The 18,557-nt window shown below is 66.7% G+C and carries 23 protein-coding genes and 1 tRNA gene; 20 read left to right on the top strand and 4 right to left on the bottom strand.

Going from position 1 to position 18,557, the window contains the following annotated elements; genetic code table 11:
* Positions 1-24 precede the first annotated feature (24 nt).
* From hemA to B4A39_RS04790, 12 genes are all read left to right on the top strand, one after another.
* Positions 25-1,251 carry a 5-aminolevulinate synthase gene (gene hemA, locus B4A39_RS04845; protein WP_292033896.1) on the top strand — a complete coding sequence of 409 codons (1,227 nt, stop codon included), beginning with the start codon at positions 25-27 and terminating at the stop codon, positions 1,249-1,251.
* On the top strand, positions 1,251-1,433 hold the full coding sequence (locus tag B4A39_RS04840) for a DUF6898 family protein (RefSeq protein ID WP_292033893.1): 183 nt from the start codon (positions 1,251-1,253) through the stop codon (positions 1,431-1,433). Before hemA ends, B4A39_RS04840 begins: the two co-directional genes overlap by 1 nt.
* 79 nt (positions 1,434-1,512) lie before the next feature.
* Entirely contained in the window at positions 1,513-2,796 is a 1,284-nt protein-coding gene (gene glyA / locus B4A39_RS04835; protein WP_292033890.1) for a serine hydroxymethyltransferase, read from the top strand.
* Positions 2,797-2,808: 12 nt separating this feature from the next.
* The gene (nrdR, locus tag B4A39_RS04830) at positions 2,809-3,288 is read left to right on the top strand and encodes a transcriptional regulator NrdR (protein ID WP_292033887.1); all 480 of its coding nucleotides are present in this window, start codon (positions 2,809-2,811) and stop codon (positions 3,286-3,288) included.
* Positions 3,288-3,920: a bifunctional diaminohydroxyphosphoribosylaminopyrimidine deaminase/5-amino-6-(5-phosphoribosylamino)uracil reductase RibD gene (gene ribD, locus B4A39_RS04825; protein WP_292033884.1), complete on the top strand. Its 633-nt coding sequence runs from the start codon at positions 3,288-3,290 to the stop codon at positions 3,918-3,920. Before nrdR ends, ribD begins: the two co-directional genes overlap by 1 nt.
* 59 nt (positions 3,921-3,979) lie before the next feature.
* On the top strand, positions 3,980-4,570 hold the full coding sequence (locus B4A39_RS04820; protein ID WP_292033881.1) for a riboflavin synthase: 591 nt from the start codon (positions 3,980-3,982) through the stop codon (positions 4,568-4,570).
* Positions 4,570-5,703 carry a 3,4-dihydroxy-2-butanone-4-phosphate synthase gene (ribB, locus tag B4A39_RS04815; protein WP_292033879.1) on the top strand — a complete coding sequence of 378 codons (1,134 nt, stop codon included), beginning with the start codon at positions 4,570-4,572 and terminating at the stop codon, positions 5,701-5,703. The genes B4A39_RS04820 and ribB overlap by 1 nt, the downstream gene beginning before the upstream one ends.
* Positions 5,697-6,161: a 6,7-dimethyl-8-ribityllumazine synthase gene (gene ribH, locus B4A39_RS04810; RefSeq protein WP_409449568.1), complete on the top strand. Its 465-nt coding sequence runs from the start codon at positions 5,697-5,699 to the stop codon at positions 6,159-6,161. The genes ribB and ribH overlap by 7 nt, the downstream gene beginning before the upstream one ends.
* Before the next feature lie 41 nt (positions 6,162-6,202).
* Entirely contained in the window at positions 6,203-6,697 is a 495-nt protein-coding gene (gene nusB / locus B4A39_RS04805) for a transcription antitermination factor NusB (protein WP_292034198.1), read from the top strand.
* Positions 6,684-7,673: a thiamine-phosphate kinase gene (gene thiL, locus B4A39_RS04800; RefSeq protein ID WP_292033877.1), complete on the top strand. Its 990-nt coding sequence runs from the start codon at positions 6,684-6,686 to the stop codon at positions 7,671-7,673. The genes nusB and thiL overlap by 14 nt, the downstream gene beginning before the upstream one ends.
* Positions 7,674-7,712: 39 nt before the next feature.
* Positions 7,713-8,138, top strand: coding sequence for a hypothetical protein (locus tag B4A39_RS04795; RefSeq protein WP_292033874.1), 426 nt, complete (start codon positions 7,713-7,715; stop codon positions 8,136-8,138).
* A 181-nt stretch (positions 8,139-8,319) separates the two neighbouring features.
* Positions 8,320-10,470, top strand: coding sequence for a sodium-translocating pyrophosphatase (locus B4A39_RS04790; RefSeq protein WP_292033869.1), 2,151 nt, complete (start codon positions 8,320-8,322; stop codon positions 10,468-10,470).
* A gap of 122 nt (positions 10,471-10,592) precedes the next feature.
* Here the strand turns inward: B4A39_RS04790 and bamE are convergent, their stop codons facing one another.
* Positions 10,593-11,072, bottom strand: a complete 480-nt coding sequence (gene bamE, locus B4A39_RS04785) for an outer membrane protein assembly factor BamE domain-containing protein (protein WP_292033865.1) — start codon at positions 11,070-11,072, stop codon at positions 10,593-10,595.
* 138 nt (positions 11,073-11,210) lie between these two features.
* Here bamE and B4A39_RS04780 point away from each other — a divergent pair, with 138 nt between their 5' ends.
* From B4A39_RS04780 to B4A39_RS04750, 7 genes are all read left to right on the top strand, one after another.
* Complete coding sequence (locus B4A39_RS04780; protein ID WP_292033863.1) at positions 11,211-11,687, top strand: ubiquinol-cytochrome C chaperone family protein; 477 nt, start codon at positions 11,211-11,213, stop codon at positions 11,685-11,687.
* The gene (locus tag B4A39_RS04775) at positions 11,684-12,217 is read left to right on the top strand and encodes a YceD family protein (RefSeq protein ID WP_292033861.1); all 534 of its coding nucleotides are present in this window, start codon (positions 11,684-11,686) and stop codon (positions 12,215-12,217) included. Before B4A39_RS04780 ends, B4A39_RS04775 begins: the two co-directional genes overlap by 4 nt.
* Positions 12,218-12,313: 96 nt before the next feature.
* Positions 12,314-13,387, top strand: a complete 1,074-nt coding sequence (gene plsX, locus B4A39_RS04770; RefSeq protein ID WP_292033859.1) for a phosphate acyltransferase PlsX — start codon at positions 12,314-12,316, stop codon at positions 13,385-13,387.
* Positions 13,384-14,361, top strand: a complete 978-nt coding sequence (locus B4A39_RS04765) for a beta-ketoacyl-ACP synthase III (RefSeq protein ID WP_292033857.1) — start codon at positions 13,384-13,386, stop codon at positions 14,359-14,361. The genes plsX and B4A39_RS04765 overlap by 4 nt, the downstream gene beginning before the upstream one ends.
* Before the next feature lie 71 nt (positions 14,362-14,432).
* A complete protein-coding gene (locus B4A39_RS04760) occupies positions 14,433-14,741 on the top strand; it encodes an integration host factor subunit alpha (protein ID WP_292033855.1) in 309 nt (102 codons plus the stop codon).
* Positions 14,742-15,158: a MerR family transcriptional regulator gene (locus tag B4A39_RS04755; protein WP_292033853.1), complete on the top strand. Its 417-nt coding sequence runs from the start codon at positions 14,742-14,744 to the stop codon at positions 15,156-15,158.
* 71 nt (positions 15,159-15,229) lie between these two features.
* A tRNA-Pro gene (locus tag B4A39_RS04750) sits at positions 15,230-15,306 on the top strand.
* Positions 15,307-15,370: 64 nt separating this feature from the next.
* Here B4A39_RS04750 and B4A39_RS04745 read toward each other — a convergent pair.
* Positions 15,371-15,577, bottom strand: coding sequence for a DUF2842 domain-containing protein (locus tag B4A39_RS04745; protein WP_292033850.1), 207 nt, complete (start codon positions 15,575-15,577; stop codon positions 15,371-15,373).
* Positions 15,577-15,831 (bottom strand): transglycosylase, encoded by a 255-nt coding sequence (locus B4A39_RS04740; protein ID WP_292033848.1) that lies wholly within the window; start codon positions 15,829-15,831, stop codon positions 15,577-15,579. The genes B4A39_RS04745 and B4A39_RS04740 overlap by 1 nt, the downstream gene beginning before the upstream one ends.
* Before the next feature lie 131 nt (positions 15,832-15,962).
* On the opposite strand from B4A39_RS04740, the gene B4A39_RS04735 reads away from it, so the two are divergent.
* Positions 15,963-17,030: a COX15/CtaA family protein gene (locus B4A39_RS04735; RefSeq protein WP_292033846.1), complete on the top strand. Its 1,068-nt coding sequence runs from the start codon at positions 15,963-15,965 to the stop codon at positions 17,028-17,030.
* Here B4A39_RS04735 and B4A39_RS04730 read toward each other — a convergent pair.
* On the bottom strand, positions 16,999-18,408 hold the full coding sequence (locus B4A39_RS04730; RefSeq protein WP_292033843.1) for an alkaline phosphatase PhoX: 1,410 nt from the start codon (positions 18,406-18,408) through the stop codon (positions 16,999-17,001). The two genes, B4A39_RS04735 and B4A39_RS04730, sit on opposite strands and share 32 nt — an antisense overlap.
* Positions 18,409-18,557 lie beyond the last annotated feature (149 nt).

Here is an 18,557-nt window from a genome sequence, read left to right as displayed (position 1 = left end):
TGTATAAGCGAAAGAACTACCGTCTTGTTCGACTATAAGGCCGCCTTTCAAAACTCGGTGGAGCAGGTTCGCAGCGAAGGTCGCTATCGCGTCTTCGCCGACCTGAAGCGCCTGCGCGGCCAGTTCCCGCAGGCTGTCCGCCGCCGCGACGACGGCTCCGAACAGGACGTCGTGGTCTGGTGTTCCAACGACTACCTCGGCATGGGCCAGCACCCGGTGGTGCTGGACGCCATGACGGCCGAGATCGAGGCGGTGGGCGCCGGCGCCGGCGGCACGCGCAACATCTCGGGCACCACCCGTTCGGCGGTCGATCTGGAAGCCGAGCTGGCCAGCTGGCACCAGAAGGAAGCGGCCCTGCTGTTCACCTCGGGCTATGTGGCCAATGAGGCGACGCTGTCGACCCTGCAGAAGATCCTGCCGGGCCTGATCATCTTCTCGGACGCCCTGAACCACGCCTCGATGATCGAGGGCATCCGCCACGGCGGCGGTCCGCGCCATATCTTCCGCCACAACGATCTGGCGCACCTCGAGGAACTGCTGGCCGCCGCGCCTCTGGCTGCGCCCAAGCTGATCGCCTTCGAGAGCGTCTATTCGATGGACGGCGACATCGCCGACATCGCCGGCACCATCGCCCTGGCGAAGAAATACGGCGCCATGACCTATCTGGACGAGGTCCATGCAGTGGGCCTGTATGGTGACACAGGCGCGGGCGTGGCCGAGCGCGACGGCGTCCTGGACGGCATCGACATCATCGAATGCACCCTGGGCAAGGCCATTGGCGTCATGGGCGGCTACATCGCCGCCGACGCGGTGATCGTGGACGCCGTGCGCAGCTGGGCATCGGGCTTCATCTTCACCACCAGCCTGCCGCCCGCCCTGACCGCCGGCGCCCTGGCCTCGGTGCGTCATCTAAAGGCTCATCCGGAACTGCGCGACGCCCATCAGGAGCGCGCTGCGACCCTGAAACGCCGCCTGGTCGAGGCCGGCATCCCGGTCCTGCCCAGCGTCAGCCACATCGTCCCGGTCCATGTCGGCGACCCGGTCCACTGCAAGCTGATCTCGGACATGCTGCTGGAGGACTTCGGCATCTACGTCCAGCCGATCAACTATCCGACCGTGCCCAAGGGCACCGAGCGCTTGCGCTTCACCCCGTCGCCCAATCATGACGACGGAATGATCGACAAGTTGGTCGATGCGATGGACAGGCTGTTCTCGCACTGCAACGTCGCGCGTCGCCCGGTCGCCGCCTGATGCAGGACGCCGAACTGGGCGAGGTCATCGTCGAGTTCGTCCGCAACGGGACCTATGTGAAATGCTCGGCCATCCATACGGCCACGGGCGTCGAGGTTTCCGCCATGGGCCCGGCGCTGGAACCGCGCGCGGTCGAGCGGGTGGCCATCGCCAAACTGAAACGAGCGTTGTCGCAGCGCTGACCCCCTAGATGTTGTGGTGTTCCGCGACGCGGCCTAGATAGGGGCGCCGTTTTCGCTCCAGCCTCCGGGATGCCCGCCAGTGACCGCCTTCACCCACGACGCATACTTCTCCAAGAGCCTCGCCGACGCCGATCCGGCGATCTTCAAGGGCATCCAGGGCGAACTGGGTCGTCAGAAGGAGCAGATCGAGCTGATCGCTTCCGAAAACATCGTCTCGCAGGCGGTGCTGGACGCTCAGGGCTCGGTACTCACCAACAAGTACGCCGAGGGCTATCCGGGCCGCCGCTACTATGGCGGCTGCGAATTCGTGGACGTCACCGAGGATCTGGCCCGCGAGCGCGCCAAGGAACTGTTCGGCGCCGCCTTCGCCAACGTTCAGCCGCACTCGGGCGCCCAGGCCAACCAGGCCGTCTTCTTCACCCTCCTGCAGCCCGGCGACACCTTCCTGGGCATGGATCTGGCCTGCGGCGGTCACCTGACCCATGGTTCGCCTGCCAACCAGTCGGGCAAGTGGTTCCGCCCTGTGACCTACAAGGTCCGTGAAGACACCCATCTGATCGACTATGACCACGTCGCTGAAATGGCCCAGAAGGAGAAGCCCAAGCTGATCCTGGCCGGCGCCTCGGCCTACAGCCGCCACATTGACTTCAAGCGCTTCCGCGAGATCGCGGACAGCGTCGGCGCCTATCTGATGGTCGACATGGCCCACTACGCCGGTCTGATCGCCGGCGGCGTCTATCCGGATCCGATCCCGCACGCCCACGTGGTCACCACCACCACGCACAAGACCCTGCGCGGCCCGCGCGGCGGCATGATCCTGTCCAACGACGCGGACCTGGGCAAGAAGATCAACTCGGCCGTCTTCCCCGGTCTGCAGGGCGGCCCGCTGGAGCACGTCATCGCCGCCAAGGCCGTGGCCTTCGGCGAGGCGCTGAAGCCCGAGTTCAAGGGCTATGCCCAACAGGTGGTCAAGAACGCCCAGGCCCTGGCCGGCGTCCTGGTCGAGCGCGGCCTGGCGATCGTCTCGGGCGGCACCGACAGCCACCTGATGCTGGTCGACCTGCGTCCCAAGGGCGTGACCGGCAAGGCCACCGAGCATGAACTCGAGAAGGCGCTGATGACCTGCAACAAGAACGGCGTGCCGTTCGACACCGCGCCCTTCACTGTCACCTCGGGCGTCCGCCTGGGCACCCCGGCGGGCACCACGCGCGGCTTCGGCGAGGAAGAATTCAAGCAGATCGGCCACTGGATCGCCGACGTCGTCTCGTCGATGAACGGCGGCGATGAAGCCGATCCGGCCGTCGTAGCGGGCGTCGCCGCCCAGGTGCGCGAACTGACCGCCCGATTCCCGATCTACCGCTAAGGGACCGACCGGATGAAGTGCCCCTTCTGCGGAAACGCCGACACCCAGGTCAAGGACAGCCGCCCGTCTGACGACGGCGCGGCCATCCGCCGCCGTCGGTCCTGCCCGCAGTGCAACGGGCGCTTCACCACCTTCGAGCGGGTGCAGCTGCGCGAACTGGTCATCCTGAAACGGAACGGCCGCCGCACCCCCTTTGACCGCGACAAGCTGGAACGCTCGCTGGGCATCGCCCTGCGCAAGCGCCCGGTGCAGCCCGATCAGGTCGAGCTGCTGGTCAGCCGCATCGTGCGCCAGCTCGAAAGCCTGGGCGAGACCGAGATCCCCTCGCACATCGTCGGCGACTTCATCATGAAGGCGCTGAAGTCGGTCGATGAGGTCGCTTACGTCCGTTACGCCTCGGTCTACAAGGACTTCCGCCACACCGGCGACTTCGCCAAGTTCCTCGGCGACGAGGGTTTCGACGGGAGCGCCGACGAACCTGGCAAGGCGTGATGCGACCGCGCGTCACCCTGAAGCTGGCGACGTCGCTCGACGGCCGTATCGCCACGGCGTCCGGCGAAAGCCAGTGGATCACCGGACCGGAAGCCCGACAGCAGGGCCATCGCTTGCGCGCGAGCCATGACGCCATCCTGGTCGGCGTCGAGACGGTGCTGGCGGATGATCCTGAACTGACCGTGCGTCTTCCCGACTACGCCGGAACACATCCGCTGCGCGTGGTCCTCGACAGCCGCCTGCGCACGCCCGCGACGGCCAAGGTCGCTAGTGGAAACACCCTGATTCTGACGACCGCCGCGCCCCACGCCATCGGCCAGGCCGAAACCGTCGCGGTCGCCGCCGACGACGGCCACCCCGCCGTTTCCGCCGTGCTGGAGGCCCTGACCGCGCGCGGCGTCACATCCCTGCTGATCGAGGGCGGCGGCCGCGTCGCCGCTTCCTTCCTGCAGGCGGGCGTGGTGGACGCCATCGAATGGTTCCGCGCTCCGCTTCTGCTGGGCGGGGAGGGCAGGGCCTGCATTGCGTCTCTGGCGCTTGCAAAGCTGGCCGACGCCCCCAAGTTCCGTCGTCTGGGCGTCGAGCCTGTCGGAGACGACCTGTGGGAACGCTACGCGCGCTCCGGCGGCTGAATTCAGACGATTCAGACTATTCAGACTATGTTTTTGGGTCCGAAGGGACCGGAGTATCCATGTTCACCGGCATCGTCACCGACATCGGCCGCGTCCGCAGCGTCCGCCAAACCGACCGCGACCGTCGCTATGAGGTCGAAACCGTCTGGGATACGGCGACCATAGATCTGGGCGCTTCCATCAGCCACGCGGGCTGCTGCCTGACCGTCACCGAAAAGGGCGAGGGCTGGTTTGCGGTCGAGGTTTCCGGCGAGACCCTGTCGAAGACCAAGCTGGGCGATTGGGCCGAGGGCGCGCGCGTCAATCTGGAGCGCGCGGCCAGACTGGGCGACGAACTGGGCGGCCATATCGTCTCGGGTCATGTTGATGGGCTGGGCCAAGTCGTCTCCATCACGCCCGAGGGCGGATCGCACCGCATCGTGGTCGAGGCGCCCGCGCCTCTGCACCGATTTATCGCACCCAAGGGCTCAATCACCGTCGATGGGGTTTCCCTGACCGTGAATGGGGTGCAAGAGCGCCGCTTCGACTTGAACATCATTCCGCATACGTGGAATGCGACGACGCTTGGCGCCCTGAAGGCAGGCGACAGGGTCAATCTGGAGATCGACATGCTGGCGCGTTATCTCGCGCGCTGGCAGGAGACGGCGTGATGCAACTGGCGGCGAACATGAACGACAGCCCGATCAGCCCGATCGAGGACATTCTCGAGGACGCCCGCAACGGCCGTCCCTACATCCTGGTGGACGCCGAGGATCGCGAGAACGAGGGCGATATCGTCATTCCGGCCCAGTTCGCGACGCCGGACCAGATCAACTTCATGATCAGGCACGCGCGCGGGCTTGTCTGCCTGGCCGTGACCGGCGACCGCGCGCGGCAGCTTCGTCTGCCGCCGATGGCCGCCGATAACCGCGAGAGCATGAAGACCGCCTTCACCGTCTCGATCGAGGCGAAGGAAGGCGTGACCACGGGCATCTCGGCCGCCGACCGCTCGCATACGATCCAGGTCGCCACCGACCCGACGCGTGGCGTGGACGACATCGTCTCGCCCGGCCATATCTTCCCTCTGGTCGCGCGCGACGGCGGCGTTCTGGTTCGCGCGGGCCATACCGAGGCGGCGGTCGACATCAGCCGTATGGCCGGCCTGAACCCGTCCGGCGTGATCTGCGAGATCATCAAGGACGACGGCGAGATGGCGCGGATGCCCGACCTTGTCGCCTTCGCCCAACTGCACGGGTTGAAGATCGGCACCATCGCCGACCTGATCGCCTATCGGCGTCGCACCGAGCGCTTTGTCGAGCGCGTGTTGGAGACGCCGTTTGAGAGCGTCCACGGCGGACCGTTCAAGCTGATCCTGTACCGCAACACCATCGAGGGCGCCGAACACATCGCCCTGGTGCGCGGCGATATCGACCCCAGCAAGCCCACCGTCGTGCGAATGCACCAGATCGACTTCGCCGCCGACCTGCTGGGTCATGTCGAAGCGCGACAGGACTATATCCCCAAGGCGATGCAGGCCCTGACCGCCAATGATGGTCCGGGGGTCGTCGTCTTCCTGCGCGACCCGGGCCTTCAGGGTCTGGCCGAGCGGCTCGGTGGAACCAGCAAGCCCGCCGCCGTGGATCGTTCGCTGAAAGCCTATGGCGTCGGCGCCCAGATTCTGCTCGACCTCGGCGTCAAAGACATGATCGTGATGAGCTCGACGCGGCCCAATCCGACGGCGCTTGAAGGCTACGGCCTGCGCATCGTGGGCTGGCGCGATATGGACGGAGAAGACCAATCCTGAACGACCCCACCCGCGTCCTGATCGTCGAGGCGCGCTACTACGACGATCTGGCCGACGCCCTCCTGGAAGGGGCCAAGGACGCCCTGCGCGCGCAAGGCGTGCAGTTCGACGTCGTCACCGTGCCCGGCGCTCTGGAGGTCCCGACCGCCATCGCCATGGCCGAAGAGGCTGGCCGCTATCCGACCGCGCCGCGCTACGACGGCTATGTGGCCCTGGGCTGCGTCATCCGCGGCGAGACCTACCACTTCGAGATCGTCTCCGATCAGTCGGCGGCCGGCATCATGCATCTGGGTCTCAAGGGTTTGGCCATCGGCAACGGCATCCTGACGACCGAGGACGAGGATCAGACCTGGGCGCGCGCCCGGATGAGCGAAGGCGACAAGGGCGGCGGCGCCGCCCGCGCCTGTCTGGACCTGATTGCGCTGCGCAAGCGCCTGCGCGGAGGACTGGCCTCGTGACCGAGCCGACCAACACCACCCCGGCCACCGTCGCCGAAGTCATGGCGCAACTGGCCGAAGCGGATAGGGCTCGCGCCGAGCCGCAACTGACCAGCCGCCAGCGTCGCGCCCGCACGGTGGCCCGTCTGGCCGCCGTCCAGGCTCTGTATCAGATGGAACTGGCGGGCGAGGGCGTCGAAGTCGTCGTCAAGGAGTTCCGCAACCACCGCTTCGACGCGGACATCGACGGCGCGCCCCTGGCCGAGGCCGACGAGGACTGGTTCTCTGACATCGTCCACGGCGTGGTCGAGGACCAGCGTCGCATCGACGAGGCGGTCAAGGCGCGTCTTGCCTCCAACTGGCGGATGGAACGTCTGGACGCCACGCTTCGCGCCCTGCTGCGCTGCGGCGCGTGGGAGCTGAAGTCCAAGCCCGACGTGCCGCGTGAAATCGTCATCGACGAGTATGTCGAGCTGGCCAAGGCCTTCTTCGATGAAGCAGAGGCGAAGTTCGTGAACGCGGCGCTCGACGGCGTGGCGCGCGATGCCCGCGATTGACGTCGCTGGCGAATTCGAGACCATCCAGCGGCTGCTGAAGCCGCTGGCGCACCCGGAATGGGCGAGGGGGCTTGCCGACGACGTGGCCGTGCTGCCCTCGCGTCCGGGGCACGATCTGATTTTGACCAAGGACGCCATCGTCGAGGGCGTCCACTTCCTGCCCGACGACCCGTTGGACACCGTGGCGCAGAAGCTGCTGCGCGTGAACCTGTCCGATCTGGCGGCCAAGGGGGCCGAGCCCTTCGGCTATCTGCTGGCCTGTCACTGGTCCGAACGCTGCGGCTGGCCGGAGCGCGAGGCCTTTGTCGCCGGCCTGCGGCGCGATCAGGCCATCTTCGACATCGCCCTGCTGGGCGGCGATACGGTCAAGACGCCGGGGCCGGCCAGCTTTTCCGCCACCCTGATGGGCTGGGCGCCGTCGTCCTCGACCGTCAGTCGGGGCGGGGCCCGTCCCGGCGATCTGGTCTTCGTCACCGGCACGATCGGCGATGGCTGGCTGGGCCTTCAGGCGGTGCAGGGGGCGCTGTCGCTGGAGCCCGAGCGCATGGACGCGCTGGAGGCCGCCTACCGCACCCCCATGCCGCGCGTGGAGTTCGCCACCGTCGTGCGGGGCCTGGCCACCGCCAGCGCCGACGTGTCGGACGGCCTGCTGGCTGATGCGGCCCATATCGCCGAGGCCAGCAAGGTCGGCGTCGAGCTGGATCTGGAGGTCCTTCCCCTGTCGGCGGCGGCCCAGGCCTGGCTGGACAGCCGCGTGGATCCGCAAGGCGCGCTGGAGCTGCTGGCGGCCGGCGGCGACGATTACGAGATCATCCTGACCGTGCCGGCCGGGGCCGAGAACGCCCTGCGCCGAGAGGCCGAGCGCCGCCACCTCCGCCTGACGCGGATCGGCCGCGTGGTCGAGGGGCGGGGCGTCGTCGTGCGTCACCTCGGCGCGGAGATCACTCCGACCCGCATCGGCTGGACCCACGACTAGGCAACGGAATCCTAACCGGGACAGGCTAGGGGAATGGTCATGCAACGTCGCGCCTTGATCACGGCCGGAGCCGTCCTGACCGCCTCTGCCGTGGCTGGGGTCGCACGTGCCAGCGAGAAAGCCGCACCCGCCGCCGCCGTCCTGAATCTGCCTGGCATGGGCCTGCCCGTCATCACCGACGGCCGCGTGCGGAACTACGTCTTCATTTTGCTCAAGCTGCACCTCGGCGCCGGCCACACGGTGGAAGCGGTCCGCGCGAAGGAGGCTCACCTGCGCGACGCCCTGATCCGCGCCGGGCACCGAACGCCCTTCGTCCTGCCTGACACCTGGGTGGCGTTGGATACGACGGCGCTGAGCGCCAGCCTGATCCGTTCGGCCACGACCCTGATCGGGCGCGGCGCCGTGACCCGCGTCGAGGTTGTCAGCCAGTCCCCGCGCCGCCGCACGGGCATGCAGGGCGTATAAGCTAAGGCTCCAGAAACCGCTGTTGCGTCATGCTTCGGCTTTTGACACTGTTAAGCCGCAATTCCCGGGGGACGTGAGGTTGCGTCCGTAGGCGCACGGGGGGACCGGAAGGCGGAGAGAGGCGAAACGCCCGCCCGCGCCAAGGATCCGTGTGCTTGTTGCACAAGGGCTTGGAAACGCCATGACGAACTATCTATGGCTGGTCATCGCGGCCGGCGCGCTGGGGGTGCTTTACGGCGCTGTCCAGACCGCCGCCCTGATGAAGGCCGGCACTGGTAATGACAGGATGCGAGAAATCGCGGCGGCGATTCAGGAAGGGGCTTCGGCCTATCTGAAGCGTCAGTACACAACGATTGGTATGGTGGGGGTCGTGATCTTGGTCGCGGCCTTTTTGCTTATCGGGCCCTGGGCTGCGCTCGGGTTCCTGATCGGGGCGGTGCTGTCCGGCGCGGCCGGGTTCGCCGGCATGCTGATCTCGGTGCGGGCCAATGTGCGCACGGCGCAGGCGGCGTCCGAAAGCCTCGCCAAGGGGCTGGACCTGGCCTTCCGCTCCGGCGCCATCACCGGCATGTTCGTGGCCGGCGGCGCGCTCTTGGGCGTGTCCGGCTACTACGCCTTCATGACGCAGGGCATGGGCTTTGACGCCACCAGCCGTACGGTCGTGGACGGACTGGTGGCCCTGGGCTTCGGCGCTTCGCTGATCTCCATCTTCGCGCGACTGGGCGGCGGCATCTTCACCAAGGGCGCCGACGTGGGCGGCGACATGGTGGGGAAGGTCGAGGCCGGCATTCCCGAGGATGATCCCCGCAACGCCGCCACCATCGCCGACAATGTGGGCGACAACGTCGGCGACTGCGCCGGCATGGCCGCCGACCTGTTCGAGACCTATGCCGTCACGACCGTGGCGACCATGGTCCTGGCGGCCATCTTCTTCCGCAACCAGCCCTATGTCGAAGTGATGATGCTGCTGCCGCTGGCGATCTGCGGGATCTGCATCGTGACCTCGATCGTGGGGTCCTTCTTTGTCCGTCTGGGCAAGGGCGGCAACATCATGGGCGCCCTGTATCAGGGCCTGATCGTGACGGGCGTCCTGTCGGTCGGCGCGGTCTGGTGGGTGATCAACTCCCTGTTGCCTGGCGCGGTCGAGACCTCGGGCGGGCTGCTGATCCAGCCGATGAACCTGTTCTGGGCCGGCGTCGTCGGCCTGCTGGTCACGGCGGCCATCGTGGTCATCACCGAGTTCTACACCGGCACGGGCTTCCGTCCGGTCAAGTCGGTGGCCAACGCCTCGGTCTCGGGTCACGGCACCAATGTGATCCAGGGTCTGGCCGTCTCGCTTGAATCCACGGCCCTGCCGGCCCTGACGATCATCGTCGGCATCGTCGCGGCCTTCCAGTTGGCGGGCCTGTTCGGCATCGCCATCGCCACTACGACCATGCTGGGCGTGGCGGGCATGATCGTGGCGCTGGACGCCTTTGGCCCCGTCACTGACAACGCCGGCGGCATCGCCGAGATGGCGGGCTTGCCGCCGGAAGTCCGCGTCTCAACCGACGCTCTGGACGCGGTGGGCAACACCACCAAGGCCGTGACCAAGGGCTACGCCATCGGGTCTGCGGGCCTGGGAGCTCTGGTCCTGTTCGCTGCCTATGTGGAAGATCTGAAGCATTTCTCGGCCGAGGCGACGCCGGGCAGCTTCTTCCACGGCATGGGGGCGGTCGCCTTCGACCTGTCCAACCCCTACGTCGTCGTCGGCCTGCTGTTCGGCGGGGCGCTGCCCTTCCTGTTCGGCGGGATGTCGATGACGGCGGTGGGCCGCGCCGCCGAGGCCGTGGTGGCCGAGGTGCGTCGCCAGTTCCGCGAAAACCCGGGCATCATGACCTTCCAGACCAAGCCCGAGTACGGCAAGGCGGTGGACATCCTGACCAGTGCGGCCATCCGCGAGATGATCGTGCCCAGCCTCTTGCCGGTGCTGTCGCCGATCGTCCTGTTCGTCGTGGTTCTGTTCATCCAGCCGGACAAGGCCAACGCCTTCGCCGCCCTGGGGGCCATGCTGATGGGCGTCATCGTCACGGGCTTGTTCGTGGCCGTGTCGATGACCTCGGGAGGCGGCGCCTGGGATAACGCCAAGAAGCTGATCGAGGAAGGCTTCACCGACAAGAACGGCGCGGTCCACGGGAAGGGCTCTGAAGCGCACAAGGCCGCCGTCACCGGCGATACTGTGGGCGATCCCTACAAGGACACCTCCGGCCCGGCGGTGAACCCGATGATCAAGATCACCAACATCGTGGCCTTGCTGCTGTTGGCGGTGCTGGCGAGCGGAAAGATCGTCTAGGGACCACGCCAGATCCCTGAACGAAGAACGCCCCGGAGAGGCATCTCCGGGGCGTTTGATCATTCAGAGGGCCGTGCTCGCGACGCGATCGGCCCCTGGCTAACCGGAAGGACTTTCGTTTGTTAGTCCGGGCGGCGCTGACCGGGAACGTCTTCCTCGGTGCGCGGCAGCTGGCCGCGGCCGACGTTGCCCAGCAGTTGCTCGAGAATGGTCAGCTGGCGGCCCCGCGTGGGCGTCTCGCGACGCTGCATGGCGATTTCGCGACCGTCGGCCAGGCTCAGGGTGCGAACGGCGGCGACCTTGTCGTCGGCCTTGTTGAAGGTGATCTCGGTCACCGTCCGCTGCGACACCTGCGGCGTGTTGTAGGTGTACCGCTCCGTCATCTGGGTCATGTAGTACCAGACAGTTTCGGGCTCGAAGGTCGAGGTGGTCGATGGCGAGCCGAGGCGCGCCAAGACGGTTTCCTTGGTGTCGGTGCCAGCCACGACGTCCTGAGGCTTGGCGTCGACCGCCTGGAAGCCTTGGGTGGCCACGACGGGCGCACAGGCGCCGGCTGCGGCGGCCAGTGAAATGGCGGCGAAGATCGGAGTAAATCGGGGCATCAGCGTCGGCCTCAGCAGAACAAGGTCTTTGACCTAACCGTCGCTGCGTCCTAGTGCAACGGCGCGGCGAAAAAGGGGCTGTTGCTCATGCTTAGAAATCTCTTCCGACAACGGCCCGATGAGCGTCAGGGCGACGCCTTGTATGCCCTGGCGGTTGAACAGGCGCGTCAACCCGATTTTTACACCGCGCTGGGGGTGGCGGATCGGATCGATGCTCGGTTCGAACTCTACACCCTGCACGTGCTGATTCTCTTCCTACGGCTCAAGCAGGACGGCGAACGGGGCGAGGTCGCGGCCCAGAAACTGTTCGACACCTATATTTCGTCACTGGACAACACCCTGCGTGAGCTGGGCGTGGGGGACGTCTCGGTCGGCAAGAAGATGCGAAAGCTGGGCGAGTCGCTCTACGGCCGGATGAACGCTTATGAAGGGCCGCTGCGTGCAGAGGATGAGAGTGCTCTTGCCGCCTCCCTTGCCAAGAATGTCTATGAAAGCGTCGATGCCGAGACCGGAGTCGCACTGGCGCGTTATGCCGTGACCTCGCGCCGGAACCTGGCGGCGCAGTCGTTTGAAACCGTGTCCAAGGCCCCGGCCTGGGCGGAGATCGCCGCATGAATGTCATTCCTGACCTGGCCTACAGCGAGCCGTTGAGGCTGCATCAGATCGGCGCCGGCGTGCAGCGTCGCCTGTCGCCGGATGCGGATGCCCGCAAGCGGATCGCCCGCGCGCTGGATCTTCAGGCCCTTGAGGCCTTCGAGACCGATATCAATCTGGTGCCGACGGTTTCGGGCTGGCGCCTCGAGGGACGGGTGGTGGCCGATGCAGTCCAGACCTGCGGTCTGACGCTGGAGCCCTTGCCGGTGCACATCGATCGGAAATTCTCGGTGCAGATGGTCGAAGCGACCGAGCGCGAGGACGATGAGGACGGCGAAATCGACCTGGAGCTGGATGACGATTCGCCGGATCGGATCGAAGGCGGCGGCCTCGACCTCGGCCAGTATGCGGTCGAGCAACTGGCGCTGAGCCTGGATCCCTTTCCCCGCAAGCCTGGCGCGGTCTTCGAACAGCCGAAAGAGCCCGGCGAAATCTCTCCGTTCGCGGTCCTGAAGAGCCTCCAATCGAAGGACGGGTCCAGCGAAGGTTGACCTAACGTCGGCCCGGTAGCATCCCAAGGGTGCGACATTTGCGTCCTGCATCCCTATATGAAGCCGCGAAAAGACGGCGACGGAGTCCATTTCCACTTGGCATCCCCAACACTGATCTCGCTTGACGCCATGGGCGGGGACCACGGTCCCTCGGTCGTGGTCGGCGGCGTGAAGGACTATCTCTCTCGTCACGACGGCGAGGGCGTGCGCTTTCTGCTGCATGGCGACGAGGCGGCTATTCGCGCCGAGATGACGCGCTGCGCTCTGACCGACGCCGTCTGCGATGTGCGCCACACCGACAAGGTCGTGGCCATGGACGAAAAGCCCGCCCAGGCCATGCGCCGGGGCAAGGGCTCCAGCCTGTGGAACGCGATCGAGGCGGTGAAGACCGGGGAGGCGGCGGCGGCGGTGTCGGCTGGCAACACCGGCGCCCTGATGGCCATCTCCAAGCTCTTGCTGCGCATGGCGGCGCCGGGATTGGAGCGCCCCGCCATCGTCGCCAGCTGGCCCACAACGCGCGGCTACACGGCGGTTCTGGACGTCGGCGCCAATATCGGCAGCGACGCCAAGCAGTTGATCGAGTTCGCCATCATGGGCGAAGCCTTCCAGTCGGCGGTCCACGGTGTGGCCAAGCCTACCGTCGGCCTGCTGAACGTGGGCTCAGAGGACATGAAGGGCCACGACGAGGTGCGCGAAGCCCACGCCATCCTGCGTGAGGGCGGCATCCCCCTGAACTACCACGGCTTCGTCGAAGGTGATGACATCGCCAAGGGCACGGTGGACGTGATCGTCACCGACGGCTTCACCGGCAATATCGCCCTGAAGACGGCAGAGGGCACGGCGCGCTTCATTTCCGGTCTGCTGAAAGAGGCGCTGACTTCGGGGCCGATCGCCAAGCTGGGGGCCCTGATCGCCATGCCGGCGCTGAAGCGCATGGCGGCCAGGATCGATCCGAACGCCATCAACGGCGGCCCATTGTTGGGGCTGAACGGAATCGTCGTGAAAAGCCACGGCGGCGCCACGCCGCGCGGTTATGGAAACGCCATCCGCATCGCCGTCGATCTGGCGCGGAGCGACTACATGGCCAAGGTCGGGGCCAATCTGGGGCGTCTCGCCGCTCTGGAACAGCCCGCGCCCGCCGCCGAAACCCTTGGGGAGACCCACCAGTGAGCGTTATCCGCAGCGCCGTGACCGGCGTCGGTTCTTTCCTGCCGGAGAAGGTCGTCACCAACGCCGACCTGGCCAAGTTCGTCGATACCTCGGATGAGTGGATCATCGAGCGCACCGGCATCCATCAGCGCCATCAGGCCCGCGAAGACGAGCCGACCAGCGATCTGGCCGTCGAGGCCGCGCGTCGCGCCCTGGCCGACGCCGGCAAGACGGCGGCTGACGTTGACCTGATCATCGTCGCCACCACCACTCCGGATCAGACCTTCCCCGCCACCGCCGCCATTGTGCAGCGCAAGCTCGGCGCGCCGGTTGGCATCGCCTTTGACGTTCAGGCCGTTTGCTCGGGCTTCGTCTACGCCATGAGCGTGGCGGACGGCTTCGTCGCGCGCGGCATGGCCAAGTGCGCTCTGGTCATCGGCGCCGAGGAAATGACCAAGCTGATGGACTGGTCCGACCGGACCACCTGCGTCCTGTTCGGCGACGGCGCCGGCGCATTCGTGCTGGAACCGCGCGAGGGGCAGGGCACCAAGGCGGATCAGGGGGTGCTGGGCTTCGCCCTGCGCTGCGACGGCACCAAGTCGGAAATGCTCTACGTCGATGGCGGACCGGCCACGACGGGCACGGTCGGCCACCTCAAGATGCTGGGCAATCAGGTCTTCCGCCATGCGGTCGTCAACATCGCCGAAGCCATCGTCGGGGCGACCCAGGCGGCCGGCGTCGAGATCTCCGAGATCGACTGGTTCGTGCCGCACCAGGCCAACCAGCGTATCATCCGCGGGGTCGGCGAACGTCTGGGGCTGGATGAAAACAAGGTCGTCTCGACGGTGGCGCTGCACGCCAACACCTCGGCGGCGTCGATCCCTCTCGCCATGGATGCGGCCATCAAGGACGGGCGCATCAAACGCGGCGACCTGGTGGTGATCGAGGCAATGGGCGGCGGCCTGACTTGGGGCGCCTGCGCCTTCCGTCTCTGATTTGCATTCAGGGCTTTGATTCGGGGCGACTTTGCCCTTCTATGCGTGCGGATTGGCAGCGGAGAGACGCAGTGACGGGACAACAGACCCTGACCCGGGCGGATTTATGCGAGGCGGTGCATGACGAGGTGGGCCTTTCCCGCCAGGAATGCTCCGGTCTGGTCGAGCGTACGCTCGAACTGGTCGTCGAATCGCTTGAGCGCGGCGAGATGGTGAAACTGTCCGGCTTTGGCGTTTTCCAGGTGCGAGAAAAGCGCGCCCGGATGGGTCGTAATCCCAAGACGGGGGAACCCGCCGCGATCAATCCTCGCCGCGTCATCAGTTTCCGCGCTTCGCAGATCATGAAGAGCCGCGTTCACGGCGCGGTCGTCGAGGACTAGGTGGCCAAGAGCCCGAACGCTTTCCGCACCATTTCGGAGGCCGCTGACGAAGTCGGCGCGCCACAGCACGTCCTGCGCTTCTGGGAGACGAAGTTCGACTTCGTGGCTCCGGTCAAACGCGCAGGCGGCCGGCGATTCTATCGGCCCGAGGACGTCACGGTCCTGAAGGGCGTTCGTCGTCTGCTGCATGACGAGGGGCTGACGATCCGCGGCGTTCAGCGTCTTCAGAAAGAGCAGGGTCTGGCCAGACTGGCCGCCTATGGCGATCCGACGACGGTGCTGGAGATCGATGCGGATGTGGAGCGCGAGGCGCCCGCGGTCGCCGCCGCCGCGCCCTTCGAGGCCGCCCGCCTCGGCGCCCTTCTGGCCGACCTGGAGTCGGCGAAGACGCGGCTGGAGGCTGTTCTGCAGCGCTGAGGCGAACTTGTTGTTCGAAGAGCGTTTTAGCGTTTGCGGACTGCGGAATCGCCGTCTATACGGAGCGCCTTCGGAGCGTGGCGCAGCCTGGTAGCGCACTTGACTGGGGGTCAAGGGGTCGCAGGTTCGAATCCTGTCGCTCCGACCATTTCCCTAGGGAAATTGGTTGGTTAAAGGGGTCGCTTTCGGGCGGCCCCTTTTGCAATTCCCGACTATTTCGCCTGGGGCTCGCGCTCGGCCCAGCGCAGCAGAGGGATCAGCGGTATCCCCCAGCCGATGCCGGCGACGGCGAAGAAGATCAGGTCCAGCCACCAGATATCCGGCAGGCGATCATTGATCGCGACTGCGCCCCAGACCCAGAAGCTCAGAAACAGCAGAACGCCGATCGTGGCGACGAATCGTCGGGTGCGGGCGCCCATCAGCGCTTGCTCCGGAACAGGAAGAAGGCGACCAGGCAGGTCACCGCGACGATCATCGACCAGACGACCCAGATCCAGTCGCCCAGCGTGGCCACCGCGAAAACGCGAATGGCCAGGAAGGCGCCGCAGCCCGCGCCGACGGCGGCGACCAGGATCGTGCCGCCGAGGCCGCGACGACCGGTCAGCAGGTCAGCGATCCAGGCCAGAACCAGAGCGCCGACGACGGCGATGGCGATATCCGCATATGGCGCCACGGGCGCTCCTTCAGAATGGTGCGACGCCTTGGCGTCGAAAGCGACTCGATCTTGCCGCGCTTGGGGGGCATACCGCCCCGGTCGCCCGGTGGGTTTGGCGACAGTGTATCGGGGCGAACGGCAGGCGTCGAATGAACCGTTTTGTAAATCAGGATCGCAGCCGCGCGGTCGCTTTGTGGCTGTTCCTTAGCGCAGCCATGGTTTTCGCCATGGTGGTCATCGGCGGCGTCACACGTCTGACGGGCTCTGGCCTGTCGATCACCGAGTGGAAGCCCATCATGGGCGCCATACCGCCGCTGAACGCGGCGGAGTGGGCCGAGGCCTTCGACAAGTACAAGGCCATTCCGCAGTACGCCCAGGTCAACGCCGGCATGAGCCTGGGCGAGTTCCAGGGCATCTTCTGGTGGGAGTGGCTGCACCGGCTGGTCGGGCGTCTCATCGGCGTGGTCTTCGCGGTTCCTTTTCTGGTCTTCCTGCTGCGGCGGCGGATGCCGAAGCGGTTGATCGTACGCTGTCTGGTGCTGCTGGGCCTGGGCGGTCTCCAGGGCCTGATCGGCTGGTGGATGGTGTCCAGCGGGCTGTCAGAGAGGGTCGACGTGGCCCCCGAGCGTTTGGCGACCCACCTGGGTCTGGCCTTCCTGATCTTCGCCGGCCTGATCTGGACGGGGTTGGAGGCGTGGAGCGGTTCCGACCATTCGCGTTCGCCGCGCGGCTGGAGTTGGGGCGCGGGGCTGCTGCTGGGCGCGGTCTTCCTTCAGTGCCTGCTGGGCGGGCTGGTGGCCGGGGCCAAGGCGGGCTTTATCTATACCGACTGGCCGATGATGAACGGCGCGGTCTTCCCGCCGGTCGAGTGGGGCAAGGGCGCGATCGCCTTCCTGCACGATCAGGGGCTGGTTCAGTTCAATCACCGCATCGGCGCCTATCTGCTGCTGGCGGCGGGCACGGCCTACGCCATTCATGCCTGGCGCTGGCGGCTGGCCGAGGGTCTGGGCCTGTCGGCTTTCGTGTTGGCGGGCGGGCTGTGGCTGCAGGCCGGGCTGGGCGTGGTGACGCTGATGCACGCCGTGCCGATCGCCCTGGGCGCGCTGCACCAGGCGGTGGCGGCCCTGGTGCTGGGCGCGGCGACGGTCAACCTGTGGCTGGTGCGTCGCTCGCGCCCGCGCCTGTTCATGAGCGGACCGCGTTCCACGGGCCTCTGATGGCGATCGTCAGGCCGGGGTACATGATGTTCACGAACAGGACTTCGCCGTCCGGAGAGAACACGGCCCCGGCGAACTCGGAGTTCCCGGTGAAGACGTTGCGAGCGATGGTGTAGATGCGGCCGTCAGGAGTCACGCCCTTGATGTGGTTGCGCACCTCGTCGGAATAGTTGTCCTCGCAGACGATCAGGTGGCCCCACGGGGCGATGCACAGGTTGTCGCCCATATTCATGGTGCGCAGGTCCGTGCTTTCCACGAACAGCTGGACGCGGCCGGGGGTGCGGGCTTCGTCAGCGCCGCCTTCGTTCGGGGAGGGGACGTAGCGCATGATCTGGCCCCGGCGCAGCGGCCCGCCCGAGGTGGCGGTCAGATACAGCTCATTGTCACCCCAGAAGATCCCTTCGCCGCGCGCCACCTTCACGGCGCCCGCGGCGTGGCCGCGATGACGCAGGTCGCCGGCCGGATCCTCGACATCGTCCATGTCGATCCACTCGACCTCGCGCCAGTCATTGACCGACCAGATACGAGCGTCGTGGTTGGCGCTGTCGGCGCCGGGCTGGCCCTTGAAGGCCATGGCCTGCAGACGTCCGCCGCGCGCCAGTTGGCCCGGAACGGTCGGGATGAAGCGGTAGAAGAGGCCGTCGCCCTGATCCTCGGTCAGGTAGGCGATGCCGGTGCGGGGGTCGATGCAGACGGCTTCGTGGTCGAAACGGCCCATGGCCTTGAGCGGCACGGGATCAACGAGACCTGTCGCGTCGGCAGGGACCTCGAACACCCAGCCGTGGGCCTTGGTCACATCGGCGTCGGCGGGAGTCTCCACCGTCTCTTCACAGGTCAGCCAGGTGCCCCAAGGCGTGTGGCCGCCGCAGCAGTTGGTCGAGGTGCCGGCCAGCGACAGGTGCTGACGCACCGTTTTGCGGGTCTGGAGGTCGTAGACCAGGGTGGTCGTGCCGCCGGGCAGGGGGCGGCCGTCCTTGTAGGTGTCAAAGGCTCTGGAGGCGTCCAGCAGGTCGAGGCGTTCATGGTGGAAGCCGCCGGGCCCCATGTTGCGATGAAGCGCCCGTCCGCCTTTCAGCTCGTGGTTGCGGACCAGGGCGACCGTGGTCGGGCTCAGGGCGAAACAGCCCATGCCGTCAGGCTGACCGGGGACCAGCAGGCCGTCGTCCATGGTCTCGCCGCTCTGAGAGATGACCTGATAGGAAAAGCCCTCGGGCAGGTCGAGCAGTCCGTTCGGGTCGGCCTTGAGCGGGCCGTAGCCCTCCACCTGGTTGACGTAGGTTTCCTCGCCCGCTGACTGGGCGTGGACGTTGCGGGCGAAGCCGGCGAAGGCGAAGGCCGCAGCCCCGGTCGAGATCAGTTGGCGGCGTTGCAGGCGCATGGGGGACTCCGTTTGACGGCCGAGCTTAGACTGTCTGCGGACGACAGGGGCGATACGGTCGTGTGACGGTTGCGTGGCTGCGACGATTTGGGCGGAGAAGTAACGCAGACGCCCGCCTCGCTGACGCAGCGGGCGGTGGAGGGCTGGGC

Origin of the sequence: Brevundimonas sp. UBA4553, assembly GCF_002387245.1 — a bacterium.
Lineage (GTDB): Bacteria > Pseudomonadota > Alphaproteobacteria > Caulobacterales > Caulobacteraceae > Brevundimonas.
This window is presented reverse-complemented; position numbering and strand designations above follow the sequence as displayed.